This window comes from Actinosynnema sp. NPDC037264 (genome assembly GCF_055603705.1).
On record NZ_JBVJVK010000050.1, the window covers coordinates 1 to 13,234 of the forward strand.

Here is a 13,234-nt window from a genome sequence, read left to right on the forward strand (position 1 = left end):
AAACCCGGACCCACAACGGACCCGGCGCAGAACCACCGAACGGGCCGTCATCCTGCTGATCTGCCCGTCCGGCGAGGACATGCTTTTAAGGCTTTGATCTTTCCTCTTTGGCCTGGACACAGCCATCGGAACGCACGAACGAACGAACGGGCGCTCGCCGAGTGATTGCGAGATTGCGAGCGCCCGCCCGTACGTCAGCCTGATCGCCTGTCAGCCCATCGCCTGTCAGCCCATCGCCTGTCAGTTGGGCGCGTGGATCTGGTCTGCGGAGTTGGCCGCGTAGTCCCGCGTCGCCCCACGCACGAACATGTTCTGCTCGGCGTGGTTACCGGAGAAGTACTGCTTGATCGAGCCGTTGAACGGCGTGGTGGAGGCGTTGCGGCCGTACACGTCCGTGTAGACCGTGGTCGGCCCGGAGTTGCGCAGCTTGAAGCCACCCGCCCGGAACTCCCGCAGCGTGCCCTTGAAAGGCGAGCGCGGGTCGTCCCACGCCACCCGTTGGCCGGTCTGCTCGGTGATCCGCCGGACCGTGTTGCAGTAGTCGCCCCGGATGCCCTCGTAGCAGAGGTCGACCTGGCGGGCCAGCTTGTTCGGCTTCGACGCGTCGTAGTAGCGCGCCGGGTTCAGCACGTAGAACAAGGGCTGGATGGCGAACGACAGCTGCGAAGTGCTGATCGTGACGTCGGAGAACCAGAACTCGTGCAGGTCGTTGGTGTCGAACGGCACCTCGGTGCCGGTGATGACCTCGAAGTGCGTCTTGCCCTCGCGGATGGCCTGGACGCACGAGGCGTCGGTGATGAGCCGGCCGAGCGAGCGCGTGTCGGACGGCGAGTCCGCCGGGATGGCCGGGCCCACGTTGGTGAACTTGTTGTTGAACGGGCCGGGGCAGTCGGTCGCGCCGAACCCGCCCGGACGGCCGTTCGGGATCAACGCGGTGAACTTGGCCTCGGTGACCTGGTTGTTGTCCCGGTGCGTGCACTTGTTGTTGTAGATCAGCTCGTGCACGTTGTTGGTGAAGGCGTCCGGCGAGTGCGTGCCCTGGTGGAACTTCAGCAGGATGTCGCAGGTGGCGATGGTGGTGCCCTGCGGCGGGAAGAAGCTCGTCCCGTTGTCGCCCTGGATGACGTTCGAGTTGTCGACCGCGAGGACCTTGTGGCCGACGTGGTCCTCGTGCCGGTGCGCGCCACCGGGGTTGCTCGACATCATCACTTCACTGGTGTAGCCGAAGTACGGCCACTTCGCGTCGGCGAACAGGTCCGACGTGCGCGGGTCGTCGCCGTGCTCGTGGCCGAACGCGCAACCGCTCGCGTCACGCGGCGGGTGCCACGTCGGGTAGACCTTGCCGTCCGGGCCGTACGTCCAGTACCGGGCGTGGATCTCGCGCGAGCACTCGCCTGCCTTCGGCGCGTAGCCGCTGCCGCTCTCCGACGCGACGATGTCGTACGCCATGCTCCTCTGCGCGTCCGCCGGCGGCACCGACTTGCCCCACGCGGGGTTGTCGGTCGGCGGCACGGACGTGGTCGACGTGGGCGATGTGGTGGACGACGTGGTCGACGTCGGCCCGCTGGTCGGCGAGGACGTCGTGGTGGTCACCGGCGCGCCGGTGCACGCGGTGCCGTTGAGGGCGAACGAGGTCGGCGCCGGGTTGCTGCCGGTCCACGAGCCGTTGAAGCCGAACGTCGCGGTGGCGCCGGTCGCCAGGTTGGCGTTGTGGCTGACGCTGCGCGCGGTCACCTGGGCGCCGCTCTGGGTCGCGGTGGCGTTCCACGCCTGGGTGACCTGCTGGCCGGAGGCGAAGCTCCAGGTCAGCGTCCAGGAGCTGATCGGATCGCCCAGGTTCGTCACGTTCACGTTCGCGGTGAAGCCGTTGTTCCACTGCGACGGGACGGAGTAGGTGACGCCGCAGCCCGTGGCGGCGGCCTGCGCCACGAACACCGTGCTCCCCACGCCGACCGCGGCGACCGCCACTGCCGATAAGAATCTGAACCTGTATCTGCGCATGGTCTTTCTGCCCTCCATCAAGGTGTAGCCGGTATCCGTGCGGCGGCTCAGGGCATCGCGGGGTGAGGGTGGATTCGGGTTGCCGTCAACGCCGGGAAGAAGCGCGAGCGCCGCGGCGGAACCCCTCGCGGCTGATCGGACGACCGGCGGCGTGGTCCACGGGCATGCGTCCTCCTCGTTGAGGGCAGCGGGACAGCACTCGGCGAGCCTGCTTCGACCGGTGGCGGGATGGCGGCCGCCGCACACCGGGGTCGTTGCGCCGCGGCGGGTTCGGTCGGTCGTCGTGCGGCCCGACGACCGGATCACCGAAGCACGGCGGGTGACCGGACCGGCGGATCGGGATCTGCCGATGCGGGTAGTGTTCGACCGACTCCACGGCGTTGTCAACGCTTGTCGAAACGTTGCGAAAGCGCCGGTCTTAATCCGTTAAGCGCTCTGTGGGATCACCCGGTGCGGGAAAAGTGGCTCTCAGGCGACTCAGGTGGCCCGCATGGACGACGACGTCGGGTAGGTCGGGCCTGAACCGGTTGAGGACGTGCTCCCGGACGTGCCGCTGGACGTGCCGCCCGTCGTGCCACCGGACGTGCCGTCGGGCGACGTGCCGGCCGAGGTCGTCTCGGCGGGCGTGGTCGCGGGCGCCTCGGTCGTCGTCGTGGTGGTGGTCGTCGTCGTGGTCGGCGTGGGGCAGCCGGGCGGGATCGACGGCGTCGTGGTGGGCGTCGTCGTCGGCGTGGTGGTCGTCGTCTCCGTCGGCTGCGTGGGGCACGTCGGCGTCGTCGTGGTCGGACTCGTCGGCACGGTCGGGGTGAACGTGATCGTCACACCGGGCCGCGTCGTGGTCGTGGTCGACGTCGTCGTCGGGTTCGACGTGCCGGAGGACGGCGGCGTCGTGTTGCCGGGCGGCGAGGCGTTGTTGTTGTTGTCCGACGGGGTGTTGCCGTTGCCCGGGTCGGGCCCGAAGTCGTCGTCCGAGCCGATGATGTCGGGCAGCACGGGCACGCCGCTGGCGTACACCTCCGCCCAGTACAGCACCGTGGCGACGTACTCGTTGGACTGGTTGTAGCGGAACACCGCACGCGCGCGCTGCACCGGATCGCTCACGTCGGCGTTGTTGGCGCACAGGTAGTTGCCCGCGCCGATGGTGGCGTCGTAGATGTTGTTCGGGTTCCGGTCGCCGTCCTCGTTGCCGTCGGCCGCGTAACCGGCCCACGTGGACGGGATGAACTGCATCGGGCCGACGGCCCGGTCCCAGGTGCGGTCGCCGTCGAACCGGCCGCCGTCGGTGTCGCGGATCGCGGCCACGCCGGGCGAGCCGTCGAGCACGGGGCCCACGATCCGCTCGACCGTGGTGCCGCTCTCGGTGACCCGGCCGCCGCGGGCGTGCCCGGACTCGATGCGGCCGATGCTCGCCAGCAGCGGCCAGTCCAGCTTGCAGCCCGGCGTGGTCCGACCCAGCCGGTCGGCCGCGCGCATGTAGGCGTCGAGCATGACGCCGGGGATGCCGTGCTGGCCCTCGCGCAGGAACCCGCCCTCCAGCGGGGGCAGGTCGTCCTCGAACTCCGACGGGTCGTCGGCGTCGGCCAGCAGGGCCGCGCTCAGCTCGTCGGTCTCGGGCAGCCGGCCGGTGGCGCCGAGCTTGCCCTGGGCGTCCAGCGCGAGCGTGCCCAGCACGTCGCCCGGACCGGGCGGCACGGCCTCGACGTCGGCGCGGTCGGCGGAGGCGAACCAGTCCATCGGCGTGGCCGTGTGCAGCAGCGCCGGCACGAGCAGCGCGGCGGTCGCGGTCGCCGCGAAGCCCCATTGCCGAGGCGTCATCGTGCCCGGATGGACCTTGGTCCGCTTCCGCCCCCGACGCTTCGACTTCGGCACAGCCACGAACTCCCCATCGACTCGTCACCCGGCCTGCAGACCAGCCTGCCTGATCCGAACGGCGGTGTCACGGGCACGGCTGAGCTTTGTGCCCGAAGAACTGCCCCTACGGTCAGTTTTTCACCTTTGACGCGCAATCACCGCTCGGCCACCACTGCGCGAGCAGGTCGAGCGCCTCGTCGCCGAACGGGTTCAGGCCACGGCCGGCGGCCAGCGAGTGCGCCACGTGCACGTGCAGGCACTTGACCCGGGTCGGCATGCCACCGGCGGTGACGGTCGTGCCGAGCGGCTCGATCGCGTCCCGCTCGGCCAGGTACAGCTCGTGCGCCCGGAGGTACCGCTCGGCCAGCTGCTCGTCCGTGGCCAACCGGTCGGTCATCTCCTTCATCAGCCCGGCGCCCTCGAGCCTGCTGACGTAGGAGTTCAACCGGGAGCAGGTCAGGTAGTACAGGGTCGGGAACGGCGTGCCGTCCTCCAGCCGGGGACTGGTCTGCACGACCGCCGGGTGCCCGCTGGGGCAGCGCGCGGCCACCTCGCGCATCCCCCGCGGCGCGCGGCCCAGCTGCGCCTCGACCGCCGCCCGGTCCTCGTCGCTCACCGTCATCGTGCCGCCGCCGAATCCCACAACTGCTCGTACCACGCCTTGTCCTCGGCCGGTTTGGTCTCCGGTCGCTGTTGGTCCAGTTCACGCTCCGCGTCACCGGGGAGCTGCACGATGTAGGGCGTCTCGCCGGGCCGCACGTAGTGCAGCCTGCGCCGCGCCTCGGCCTCCACGTGCGCCGGGTCGGCCAGTTCCCGCTTGCGCTGCTCCAGCTGCCCCACCTCGGCCCGCAGCGTCTCCTGCGAGGCGGTGACCTCGCGCAGCTCCTCGCGCTGCGCCAGGTACGTCCGCAGCGGCACGGCGATGCTCAACGCCAACGCGCACACCACCATCGCCAGCAACGCGGCCCGCCGCGTGCCGGTCATGCCGAACGCGCCGCCCGTGCCCGCGCCCGCCCTGGTCCGCGCCCTGGACTGCGGCTTGCGCGCCGCGGGCCGGGTGGTGCGCGGCGCCCCGTCGGCCCGGCCCTTGCGCGGTTCCGGCTTGCGCGGCTCGCCCTTGCCCGGCTCGCCCTTGCGTGCCTGGCCGCGACGGGCCCGCGCAGGGCGGGACCCCGACGCGGCCTCGCGACCGCGCCGGGGTTCCCGTTCCCGCCGTGCCATCAGCTCTCCGGCGTGTACCGCGGGAAGGCCAGGTCGCCGGCGTAGCGCGCGGCGTCGCCCAGGGCCTCCTCGATGCGCAGGAGCTGGTTGTACTTCGCGGTGCGCTCGCCGCGGGCGGGCGCGCCGGTCTTGATCTGGCCCGCGCCGACGGCCACGGCCAGGTCGGCGATCGTGGTGTCCTCGGTCTCGCCGGACCGGTGCGACATCATCGACTTGTAGCCGTAGGACGTGGCCAGCGCGACCGCGTCCAGCGTCTCGGACAGCGTGCCGATCTGGTTGACCTTCACCAGCAGCGCGTTGGCCGCGCGGCGGGAGATGCCCTCCTCCAGCCGCTCCGGGTTGGTCACGAACAGGTCGTCGCCGACGATCTGCACGCGCTCGCCCAGCTCGGCGGTCATCTGCACCCAGCCGTCCCAGTCGTCCTCCGACAGCGGGTCCTCGATGGACACCATCGGGTAGGCGTCGACCAGCTCGGTGTAGTAGCCGGTCATCTGCTCGGCGCTGCGCTTGGTCTTCTCGAACGTGTAGGCGCCGTCGGCGTAGAACTCCGTGGCGGCCACGTCCAGGGCCAGCGCGATGTCGCGGCCCGGCGTGAAGCCCGCCTTCTCGATCGCGACCAGGATCAGGTCCAGCGCGTCGCGGTTGCTCGACAGGGACGGCGCGAAGCCGCCCTCGTCGCCCAGGCCCGTGCCCAGGCCCTTGGACTTCAGCACCGACTTCAGCGCGTGGTAGGTCTCCGCGCCCCAGCGCAGGGCCTCGCGGAAGGTCTCCGCGCCGATCGGCGCGATCATGAACTCCTGGATGTCCACGTCGGTGTCGGCGTGCGCGCCACCGTTGAGGATGTTCAGCATCGGCACCGGCAGCACGTGCGCGTTCGGGCCGCCGATGTACCGGAACAGCTCCAGGCCGCTGGACGCCGCCGCCGCCTTCGCCACCGCGAGCGAGACGCCGAGGATCGCGTTCGCGCCCAGGCGGGACTTGTCCGGCGTGCCGTCCAGGTCGACCAGCTTCTGGTCCACCACCCGCTGCTCGACGGCCTCGATGCCGACCAGCTCGGGACCGATCTCGTCGAGCACCGCCGTGACCGCGCGCTCGACGCCCTTGCCCAGGTAGCGCTTGGCGTCGCCGTCCCTCAGCTCGACCGCCTCGTGCTCGCCGGTCGACGCGCCGGACGGAACCGCGGCGCGCTCCAGCGTGCCGTCGTCCAACGCCACCTCTACCTCGACGGTCGGGTTTCCTCGCGAGTCCAGGATCTCGCGGGCGCCGACCTGCTCGATGACCGCCACGTGCGCTCCCTCGTCAGACCATCTGTGTATCGATGCCGAGCCTAGTTGGTGCAAGGTGTGGGACGGCCCCGGCTCGCCTGTTCGAGCGGCGTTCGCCCGCCGTTCGCCCGGGCGACGGGCGGCGGGGCGTACCGCCGGGCGGGACGGGGACGCGGCGGCCGAGCGCGTCCGCCACCGCTCGGGGCGCGCCGGGACCGACAATGGTGCGGGATCCGGCTCGGTGACGTTAGGACGGTGCACGCGTGGTTCACGTGGCGCGGGGTGGGGACGGGCCGCTGCTGGTGCTGCTGCACGGGCTCGGCGGGACCGGGTCGGTGTGGCGCGGCGCCGCGGCGGCCTGGCCCGGGGCGTGGTTGGCGGTCGACCTGCCCGGCCACGGCCGGTCGGCGCCGGCGGCGCGGTACTCGTTCGGGTCGTTGGCGGCGTCCGTGGCCGGGGCGGTCGGTTCCGGGCCGGTGGCCGTGCTCGGGCACTCGTTGGGCGGCGTGGTCGCGTTGACGCTGGCCAGCGGGTGGTTCGGGGTGGACGTGCGGGCGGTCGGCGGGCTCGGGATCAAGCTGCGGTGGACGGCGGAGGAGCTGGCGCGGGCCGCCTCGCTGGCCGCGAAGCCCGCGCGGGTGTTCCCGACCCGCGAGGAGGCGTCGGCGTGGGCGTCGAAGCTGGCCGGCGTGCCGTTGGAGGACGGCGTGGTCGAGGTGGACGGCGGCTGGCGGGCGGCGCTGGACCCGGCGGCGTTCGGGGTCGGCGCGCCGGATGTGGCGGGGCTGCTGGCGGTGGCGAAGGCGCCCGTCGTGCTGGCGGCGGGCGAGTCCGACGGGATGTGCCCGCCGGAGCACCTGCTCGCGGCGCGGGCGGACGGGGTGGTGCTGCCCGGGGTGGGTCACAACGCCCACGTGGAGCAGCCGCTGTCGATCAAGCCGGTGCTCGACCGGCTGCACGGCGCTCTCGTGGCGTGACACACCGATCCCGTCATCCGGTCGGCTGTCGTGTGCCGGCCGGATGGCCGGGTAGCGTTGATCGAACCATGACGGACAGCACCTTCGAGGCGTTCCGCCGAGCCGAGGCGCTGCTCGCGGACCGCCGACCGCTGGAGGCGCTGCGCGAGCTGCGAGTCGTGCTCGAAGCGGCGCCGGACCAGGTGGGCGTGCAGCTGCTCGCGGGTCGGGCCTACCTGGGATCGGCCCAGCTCAAGCGTGCCGAGGCGGCGTTCCGGAAGGTGCTCGACCTCGACCCCAGTGATCACTACGCGCGGTTCGCGCTCGGTCGGACGTTGCAGCGGCAGAGCCGGCTGCCCGAGGCGCTCACGCAGCTGCGGATGGCGGCGGCGATGAACCCGTCACCGGAGTACCAGGAGGCGTTGGGCGAGGTCAGCGCCCGGCTCGCGGTGGAACGGGACCGATGACGGCCTACGAGCTCGGTCCGGTGGTGGCCGAACGCCGGCTGGAGTGCGTGGCCGGCGACGGCGCCCGCACAGCGGTCGTGATCAGGATCGGGACGCCCCACCCGGACCCGCTGAGCGCGAACGGCGACTGGTGCTGCCCCCACCAGGTCCTCGGTCTCGGCGACGAGGCCGTCGGCGCCGCGTTCGGCGTCGACTCCCTGCAAGCCCTGCTGCTCAGCGTGTACCGCGTGCGCCTGGACCTGGCCGCACGCGCGGCGCAGGCGTCGGTCGAGCTCGACTGGCTCGGGCAGCCTGAGCTGGGCCTGACCGTCGACCCGCACGTGCCCGCCTGACGGTGCCGGCCCGACGGCTCAGCCTGACCGTGCCCGCCTGACGGGTCAGCCGCCGATGCTGGCGCGGGCGTAGGCGTCGGCTCCGCTGTAGACGTTCTGGCCGTACTCGGTCGAGTTGTTGTAGGCCAGCACGGCCGCCCACCAGCCGGCGCCCGTGCCCAGGTCACGTCCGCCCGAGCACAGGTAGCGGGCGGCGGCCAGGGCGGCGTCGTCGATGTTCTGCGGGTCCGGGTTCTGCCCGTCGCCGTTCGCGCGCACCGCGTAGCGGGCCCACGTGGTGGGGATGAACTGCATCGGGCCGACCGCGCGGTCCCAGCGGGTGTCGCCGTCGAGCGCGCCGCCGTCGCTGTCGGCGATCGCCTTCACGCCCGGTGAGCCGTCCAGCGGGATGCCGATGATCGGGCGTGACGGCCGGCCGTCCTCGCCCAGGCGCAGGCCGCCGATCGTGCCGTGGTGCGACTCGATGCGGCCGATGCCCGCCAGCGTCGCCCACGACACCCGGCACGCGGGGTTCTGCGACCGCATCACCAGGTCGGCGACGGCGTACGCGCGCAGGGCCCGGACGGGGATGTCGGTCTTCTCCGACAACGCCGTCGCCCACGCGGTCAGGGGCTCGGCGTCGCCCGCGGCGGCCGAGGAGGCCTGTGGTTCGCCGGCGGGCACGTCACCCGCGGAGCCCGGCGCGGCGGCGCCCGGTTGGACCTCGAGGAACGGCACCGGGAACGGCGGGTCGGCGGCGGGCCTGGGCCCGGACCGGTTGAGCGTGCTCAGGGCCCAGGCGCCCCCGGCCACGAACGCCAGCAGCAACAACACCAGCGCCAGGCGTCCGGCGAGGTCGCCGGCGCGGCCGCGCGACGGCGGGCGCGACTCGGTCTTGGACGGCGGCGGAACGACCACCGCCCCAGGCTACGTGCTGAACCCGGGTGCCCGGGCGTGCTCGGCGCCGTCGCCGCCCGAAACCCCCGATCAGACGCCCGGAGACCGCCGGGATTCCAGCCGAGGGGGCCGGTTCACCGTGTTCCGGGCGTTCAACGCGGGGGTCCTGGGCGTAGGACGCGCGCGGTCAGGACGTAGGACAGGCGCGAGGTGGCGGTCGGGTCGGTGGGGGTTGTCGGGGCTGGTGAGGGTGAGGTGGTGGGGTCGGGTGAAGGTGAAGGTGAGGTGGACGTGGGAGAGGTGGGGGTCGGGGTGCTGGCGGTGGCCGAAGGTGATGGGGAGGTGGATGGTGTCGGAGTGGGGTGTGGGAGGGGTTCGGCGCCGGTTCGGGCGCGGGCGGTGACGGCGTGCGTCGAGGTGGGCGGTGGGAGCGGCGGGTGGTGCAGGGCCCGGCGGTCCGTGGACGGGGCGGGGCTCGGTGACGGGGCCGGCACGGACGGGGGCGGCGGGGTGGTCGTGGCGGCTCCGGTCCGGTGCGTCAGCGGGACGGGCGGGACCTGGGTGCGGGCGCTGACCAGGGTCTGGCGGCCGGACGGTGGCGCCTGGCCCGACGGTGGCGGCGCCGGCTGACCGAACGTCAGCACCAGCGCCGCCACCCCGCCCACCGCCGCCAGCGGCAGCACCACGACCGCCGCCATGCACCCGCGCCCACTGCGCGGCGACTCACGATGACTCACCCGTTACCCCGCCCCCCGAACCCGATCTTGCGTGGTACCCATTGGTCGGTTTCGGACCACCGGCCGCAACCACCACGCCGTCACACGCCCGGGTGAACTCGATCAGGCGAGGGGCGGTAGCTGCGGCGGAACGGCCGCCGGCCGCGCCTCCAACGCCTCCAGAGCCAGCCGCACCGCCGTGTCCAGCTGCGGGTCGCGCCCGGCCACCCGGTCCTGCGGCGTGACCACCACCTCGACGTCCGGGTCGACGCCGTGGTTCTCCACGCCCCACCCCGGCCCGGCGAACCACGTCGCGTACCGGGGCTGCGTCACCAACGTCCCGTCGACCAGGTGGTACTGCATGTCGATGCCGATCACCCCGCCCCACGTGCGGGTGCCGACGACCGGCCCGATGCCCATCTCCTTGATCGCCACGTTCACGATGTCGCCGTCGGACCCGGCGAACTCGTCCGCGATCGCGATCACCGGCCCGCGCGGCGCGTCGCCGGGGTAGCTGTCCGCCGTGGTGTACCCGCGCGCCACCGACCAGCCGATGATCCGCCTGCCCAGCTTCTCCACCACCAGCTCGGACGTGTGCCCGCCGCCGTTCTCCCGCACGTCCAGCACCACGGCCTCGCGCCCCAGCTCCACCCGCAGGTCGCGGTGCAGCTGCGCCCAGCCCGCGCCCATCATGTCCGGCACGTGCAGGTACCCGACCCGCCCGTCGGTCAGCGAGTGCACGCGCGCCCGCCGGTCGGCCACCCACGCGTGGTAGCGCAACGGCTCGTCGTCCTCCAGCGGCACGACCACGACCCGGCGCGGCTCGCCACCGCCGCCGGGCCGCACGGTCAGCTCCACCGGCTTGCCCGCCGTGCCGACGAGCAGCGGCGCGGGCCCGGTCAACGGGTCCACCTGCCGCCCGTCGACCGCCACGATCGCGTCACCGGCCCGCACCGCGACCCCGGGAGCCGCCAGCGGCGACCGCGCCGCCGGGTCCGACGTCTCGCCCGGGATCACCCGCGCGATCCGCCACGCGCCCGCCTCGTCCCGCTCCAGGTCGGCGCCGAGCAGCCCCACGGCACGCCCGCGCGACCCGTGCGCCGGGATGACGTAGGCGTGCGACGTGCCCAGCTCGCCCTGCACCTCCCACAGCAGGTCGACCAGGTCGTTGTAGCTGCCCAGCCGGTCCACCAGCGGCCGGTAGCGCTCCAGCACGCCCGCCCAGTCGACGCCGCCCATGTCGGTGCGCCAGAAGTGGTCCCGCATCAGCCGCCCGGCCTCGGCGTACGCCTGCCGCCACTCGGCCGCCCGGTCCACCACCACCCGCACCCGCGACAGGTCGACGTCCACCGAGTCGTGGTCGTCGGAGTCGACCTTCCGGTCGGTCGGCACGACCCGCAGGTCGCCGCCGTCCTGCACGACCATCCGCTGCCCGTCGCCGGTCACGTCGAACGCGTCGACGCCGTCCACCAGCACGTCGGTGCGCGACTTGGCCAGGTCGAACCGCTCCAGCACGGACCTCGGCGGCCGGGCCGTCGGGGAGGCGAGGTTGTCGCCGAGCACACCGCGCAACGGCGACCGCAGCCACAGCAGCCCGCCCTTGGCGGCGGTCAGGCCGGAGTAGCGGGCGGCGGCGACCGGCACCGTCACCACCCGGTCGGCCAGCCCGTCCAGGTCGACGACCGTGATCGGGTTCTCGTCGTCCTTGTCCTTGTCCTTCTCCGACGAGTCGTCGCCCACGGGCCGGCCGAGGCGCAGCGGGTCGAACGGCGACGGCGTGGTCGCGGCCAGCGGCAGCAGGTAGGGCCGGCAGCCGGTCGGGAACGACAGGTCGAACACGTGCGCGTCGTAGACCGGGTCGAAGCTGCGCACCGACAGGAACGCCAGGTAGCGGCCGTCCTCGGTGAACGTCGGCGAGAAGTCGGAGAACCGCAGCGGCGTCACGTCCACCACGGACAGGTCGGTGGTGTTGGTCATCCGGATGTGCTGCAACGGGCGCGGCCCGGGGTGCGACCACGCGAGCCAGTTCGAGTCCGGGGAGAACGCCAGGTCGCTGACGTGCGGGTTCGCGCCCTTCAGCACCTCGCGCACCTCGCCGGACTCCACGTCGACCAGCAGCAGCCGCCCGTCGTGCGTGGCCACGGCGAGCCTGCGCCCGTCCGGCGAGACGGCCAGCTCCAGCACCCGCCCGAGCTTGCCGACCGCGACCCGGCGGGGCTCGTTGCCGGGCTCCACGCCGCCGACCGGCGAGAACTCCAGGGCCTCCTCGCCGTCCGCGTCGGTCACCCACACCACGTTGTCGCCGACCACGCGCGGCAGCCTGGCCCGGACGCCGGGCTGCTCGGCCAACGCGCGCACCGGGCCGTCCCGGTGGGTCACCCAGTGCACGGTGCCGCGCACCTCGACCACGCTGCCGCGGCCGGTCTTGTCGGGGTGGAAGTCGTCGGGCCGCGACGGCACCGGCCGCGGCCTGCGCGCCGTGCGCGGTCCGCCGAGCGCGACCTCCAACCGCCGCGGCTCGGCCTCCAGACCGTCCAGGACCCACAACTCGCCCGCGTGCTGCCAGACGATCCGCTCGCCGTCGCTGGACGCGACCCGGGCGTAGAACTCCTGCTCGGTGTGCCGCCGCAGGTCGGAGCCGTCGGGCAGCACGGAGTACAGGCTGCCGACGCCGTCGTGGTCGGACAGGAACGCGATCCGGTCGCCGATCCACATCGGCGAGGTCAACGACGAGGTCAGCTCGGGCAGGATGCGCGCGAACTCGCCGTCACCGTCCACGTCGACCCACAGCTTGCCCGCCGCGCCGCCCCGGTAGCGCTTCCACCAGGCCGGGTCGCGGCCGTACACGGAGGTGACGACCACCTGGCCGGACGGGCCGAACGCGACGTCGTCCACCCAGCCGAAGGGCAGCCGCCGGGGCGGGCCGCCGTCGGTGGGGACGGCGTGCGCCCACTGCCGGTTCGTGGTCGCCTGGCCGGTGGACGTGACGGCGACGACCTCGCCGTCGGACGTCCAGCCGCGCACGCCGGTGGAGTAGTCGCCCCAGTAGGTGAGCCGGGTGGCCTCGCCGCCGTCCACCGGGGCCAGGTGGACCTCGGGCGCGCCGTCGCGGCGGCTGGTCCAGGCCAACCGGGTTCCGGTCGGGTCGAAGCGCGGGAAGGAGACGGGCACCTGGTCGGCGGTCACCCGCCAGGCCCGGCCGCCGTCGAGGGGGGCCAGCCACACGTCGTCCTCGGCCACGAAGGTCACGAGGTTGCCGTGCAGGTGCGGGAAGCGGAGGTAGGCCTCGGTCACCTCTTCGACGTTAGCGCTCCGGTGATCCCCACCCGACCCGCCCCGGCCAGGTCGCTGCGGCATCGAGATCAACGACCGGCGCGCGGGCCAACCGGATCACTCGGACAGGCGAATCCTGCAACCCGGGACAACCCGAACCGCATTTCTCCCGTTAGCCGGGAAAAACGGCGGCCACGGCGGCGGGGAGGACTGGCGGGCGAGTTGCGGGAGGAGCCGAGCGGCAGCGGAGGGTGCAGGCGGTAGCGCTGGAGCACC

10 protein-coding genes are annotated in these 13,234 nt (G+C 73.1%); 3 read left to right on the forward strand and 7 right to left on the reverse strand.

Features of this window, described 5'->3' with window-relative positions:
* Positions 1-240: 240 nt before the first annotated feature.
* The 5 genes from ACZ7GX_RS35165 to eno form a co-directional block, all read right to left on the reverse strand.
* Entirely contained in the window at positions 241-1,968 is a 1,728-nt protein-coding gene (locus ACZ7GX_RS35165) for a cellulose-binding domain-containing protein (protein WP_498783249.1), read from the reverse strand.
* Between the two features lie 510 nt (positions 1,969-2,478).
* Positions 2,479-3,816 (reverse strand): lytic transglycosylase domain-containing protein, encoded by a 1,338-nt coding sequence (locus ACZ7GX_RS35170; protein ID WP_498783251.1) that lies wholly within the window; start codon positions 3,814-3,816, stop codon positions 2,479-2,481.
* A 166-nt stretch (positions 3,817-3,982) separates the two neighbouring features.
* A complete protein-coding gene (locus ACZ7GX_RS35175) occupies positions 3,983-4,474 on the reverse strand; it encodes a DUF501 domain-containing protein (RefSeq protein ID WP_498783339.1) in 492 nt (163 codons plus the stop codon).
* Positions 4,471-5,073, reverse strand: a complete 603-nt coding sequence (locus tag ACZ7GX_RS35180) for an FtsB family cell division protein (protein ID WP_498783253.1) — start codon at positions 5,071-5,073, stop codon at positions 4,471-4,473. The genes ACZ7GX_RS35175 and ACZ7GX_RS35180 overlap by 4 nt, the downstream gene beginning before the upstream one ends.
* The gene (gene eno / locus ACZ7GX_RS35185; protein ID WP_123744164.1) at positions 5,073-6,359 is read right to left on the reverse strand and encodes a phosphopyruvate hydratase; all 1,287 of its coding nucleotides are present in this window, start codon (positions 6,357-6,359) and stop codon (positions 5,073-5,075) included. Before eno ends, ACZ7GX_RS35180 begins: the two co-directional genes overlap by 1 nt.
* Positions 6,360-6,601: 242 nt before the next feature.
* On the opposite strand from eno, the gene ACZ7GX_RS35190 reads away from it, so the two are divergent.
* From ACZ7GX_RS35190 to ACZ7GX_RS35200, 3 genes are all read left to right on the forward strand, one after another.
* The gene (locus ACZ7GX_RS35190; protein ID WP_498783256.1) at positions 6,602-7,315 is read left to right on the forward strand and encodes an alpha/beta fold hydrolase; all 714 of its coding nucleotides are present in this window, start codon (positions 6,602-6,604) and stop codon (positions 7,313-7,315) included.
* A 68-nt stretch (positions 7,316-7,383) separates the two neighbouring features.
* On the forward strand, positions 7,384-7,761 hold the full coding sequence (locus tag ACZ7GX_RS35195; protein ID WP_498783258.1) for a tetratricopeptide repeat protein: 378 nt from the start codon (positions 7,384-7,386) through the stop codon (positions 7,759-7,761).
* Complete coding sequence (locus ACZ7GX_RS35200) at positions 7,758-8,093, forward strand: DUF6968 family protein (RefSeq protein WP_498783260.1); 336 nt, start codon at positions 7,758-7,760, stop codon at positions 8,091-8,093. The genes ACZ7GX_RS35195 and ACZ7GX_RS35200 overlap by 4 nt, the downstream gene beginning before the upstream one ends.
* A 45-nt stretch (positions 8,094-8,138) precedes the next feature.
* Here ACZ7GX_RS35200 and ACZ7GX_RS35205 read toward each other — a convergent pair whose 3' ends face one another.
* Together ACZ7GX_RS35205 and ACZ7GX_RS35210 are read right to left on the reverse strand one after the other, a co-directional pair.
* The gene (locus ACZ7GX_RS35205) at positions 8,139-8,990 is read right to left on the reverse strand and encodes a lytic transglycosylase domain-containing protein (protein WP_498783262.1); all 852 of its coding nucleotides are present in this window, start codon (positions 8,988-8,990) and stop codon (positions 8,139-8,141) included.
* 818 nt (positions 8,991-9,808) lie between these two features.
* The gene (locus ACZ7GX_RS35210; RefSeq protein ID WP_498783263.1) at positions 9,809-12,979 is read right to left on the reverse strand and encodes a S41 family peptidase; all 3,171 of its coding nucleotides are present in this window, start codon (positions 12,977-12,979) and stop codon (positions 9,809-9,811) included.
* Between the last annotated feature and the right edge of the window lie 255 nt (positions 12,980-13,234).

Coding starts and splice junctions, on each gene's coding strand:
- ACZ7GX_RS35200 (WP_498783260.1), top strand. CDS start 7,758: ATGACGGCCTACGAGCTCGGTCCGGTGGTGGCCGAACGCCGGCTGGAG.
- ACZ7GX_RS35170 (WP_498783251.1), bottom strand. CDS start 3,816: ATGACGCCTCGGCAATGGGGCTTCGCGGCGACCGCGACCGCCGCGCTG.
- ACZ7GX_RS35175 (WP_498783339.1), bottom strand. CDS start 4,474: ATGACGGTGAGCGACGAGGACCGGGCGGCGGTCGAGGCGCAGCTGGGC.
- ACZ7GX_RS35180 (WP_498783253.1), bottom strand. CDS start 5,073: ATGGCACGGCGGGAACGGGAACCCCGGCGCGGTCGCGAGGCCGCGTCG.
- ACZ7GX_RS35195 (WP_498783258.1), top strand. CDS start 7,384: ATGACGGACAGCACCTTCGAGGCGTTCCGCCGAGCCGAGGCGCTGCTC.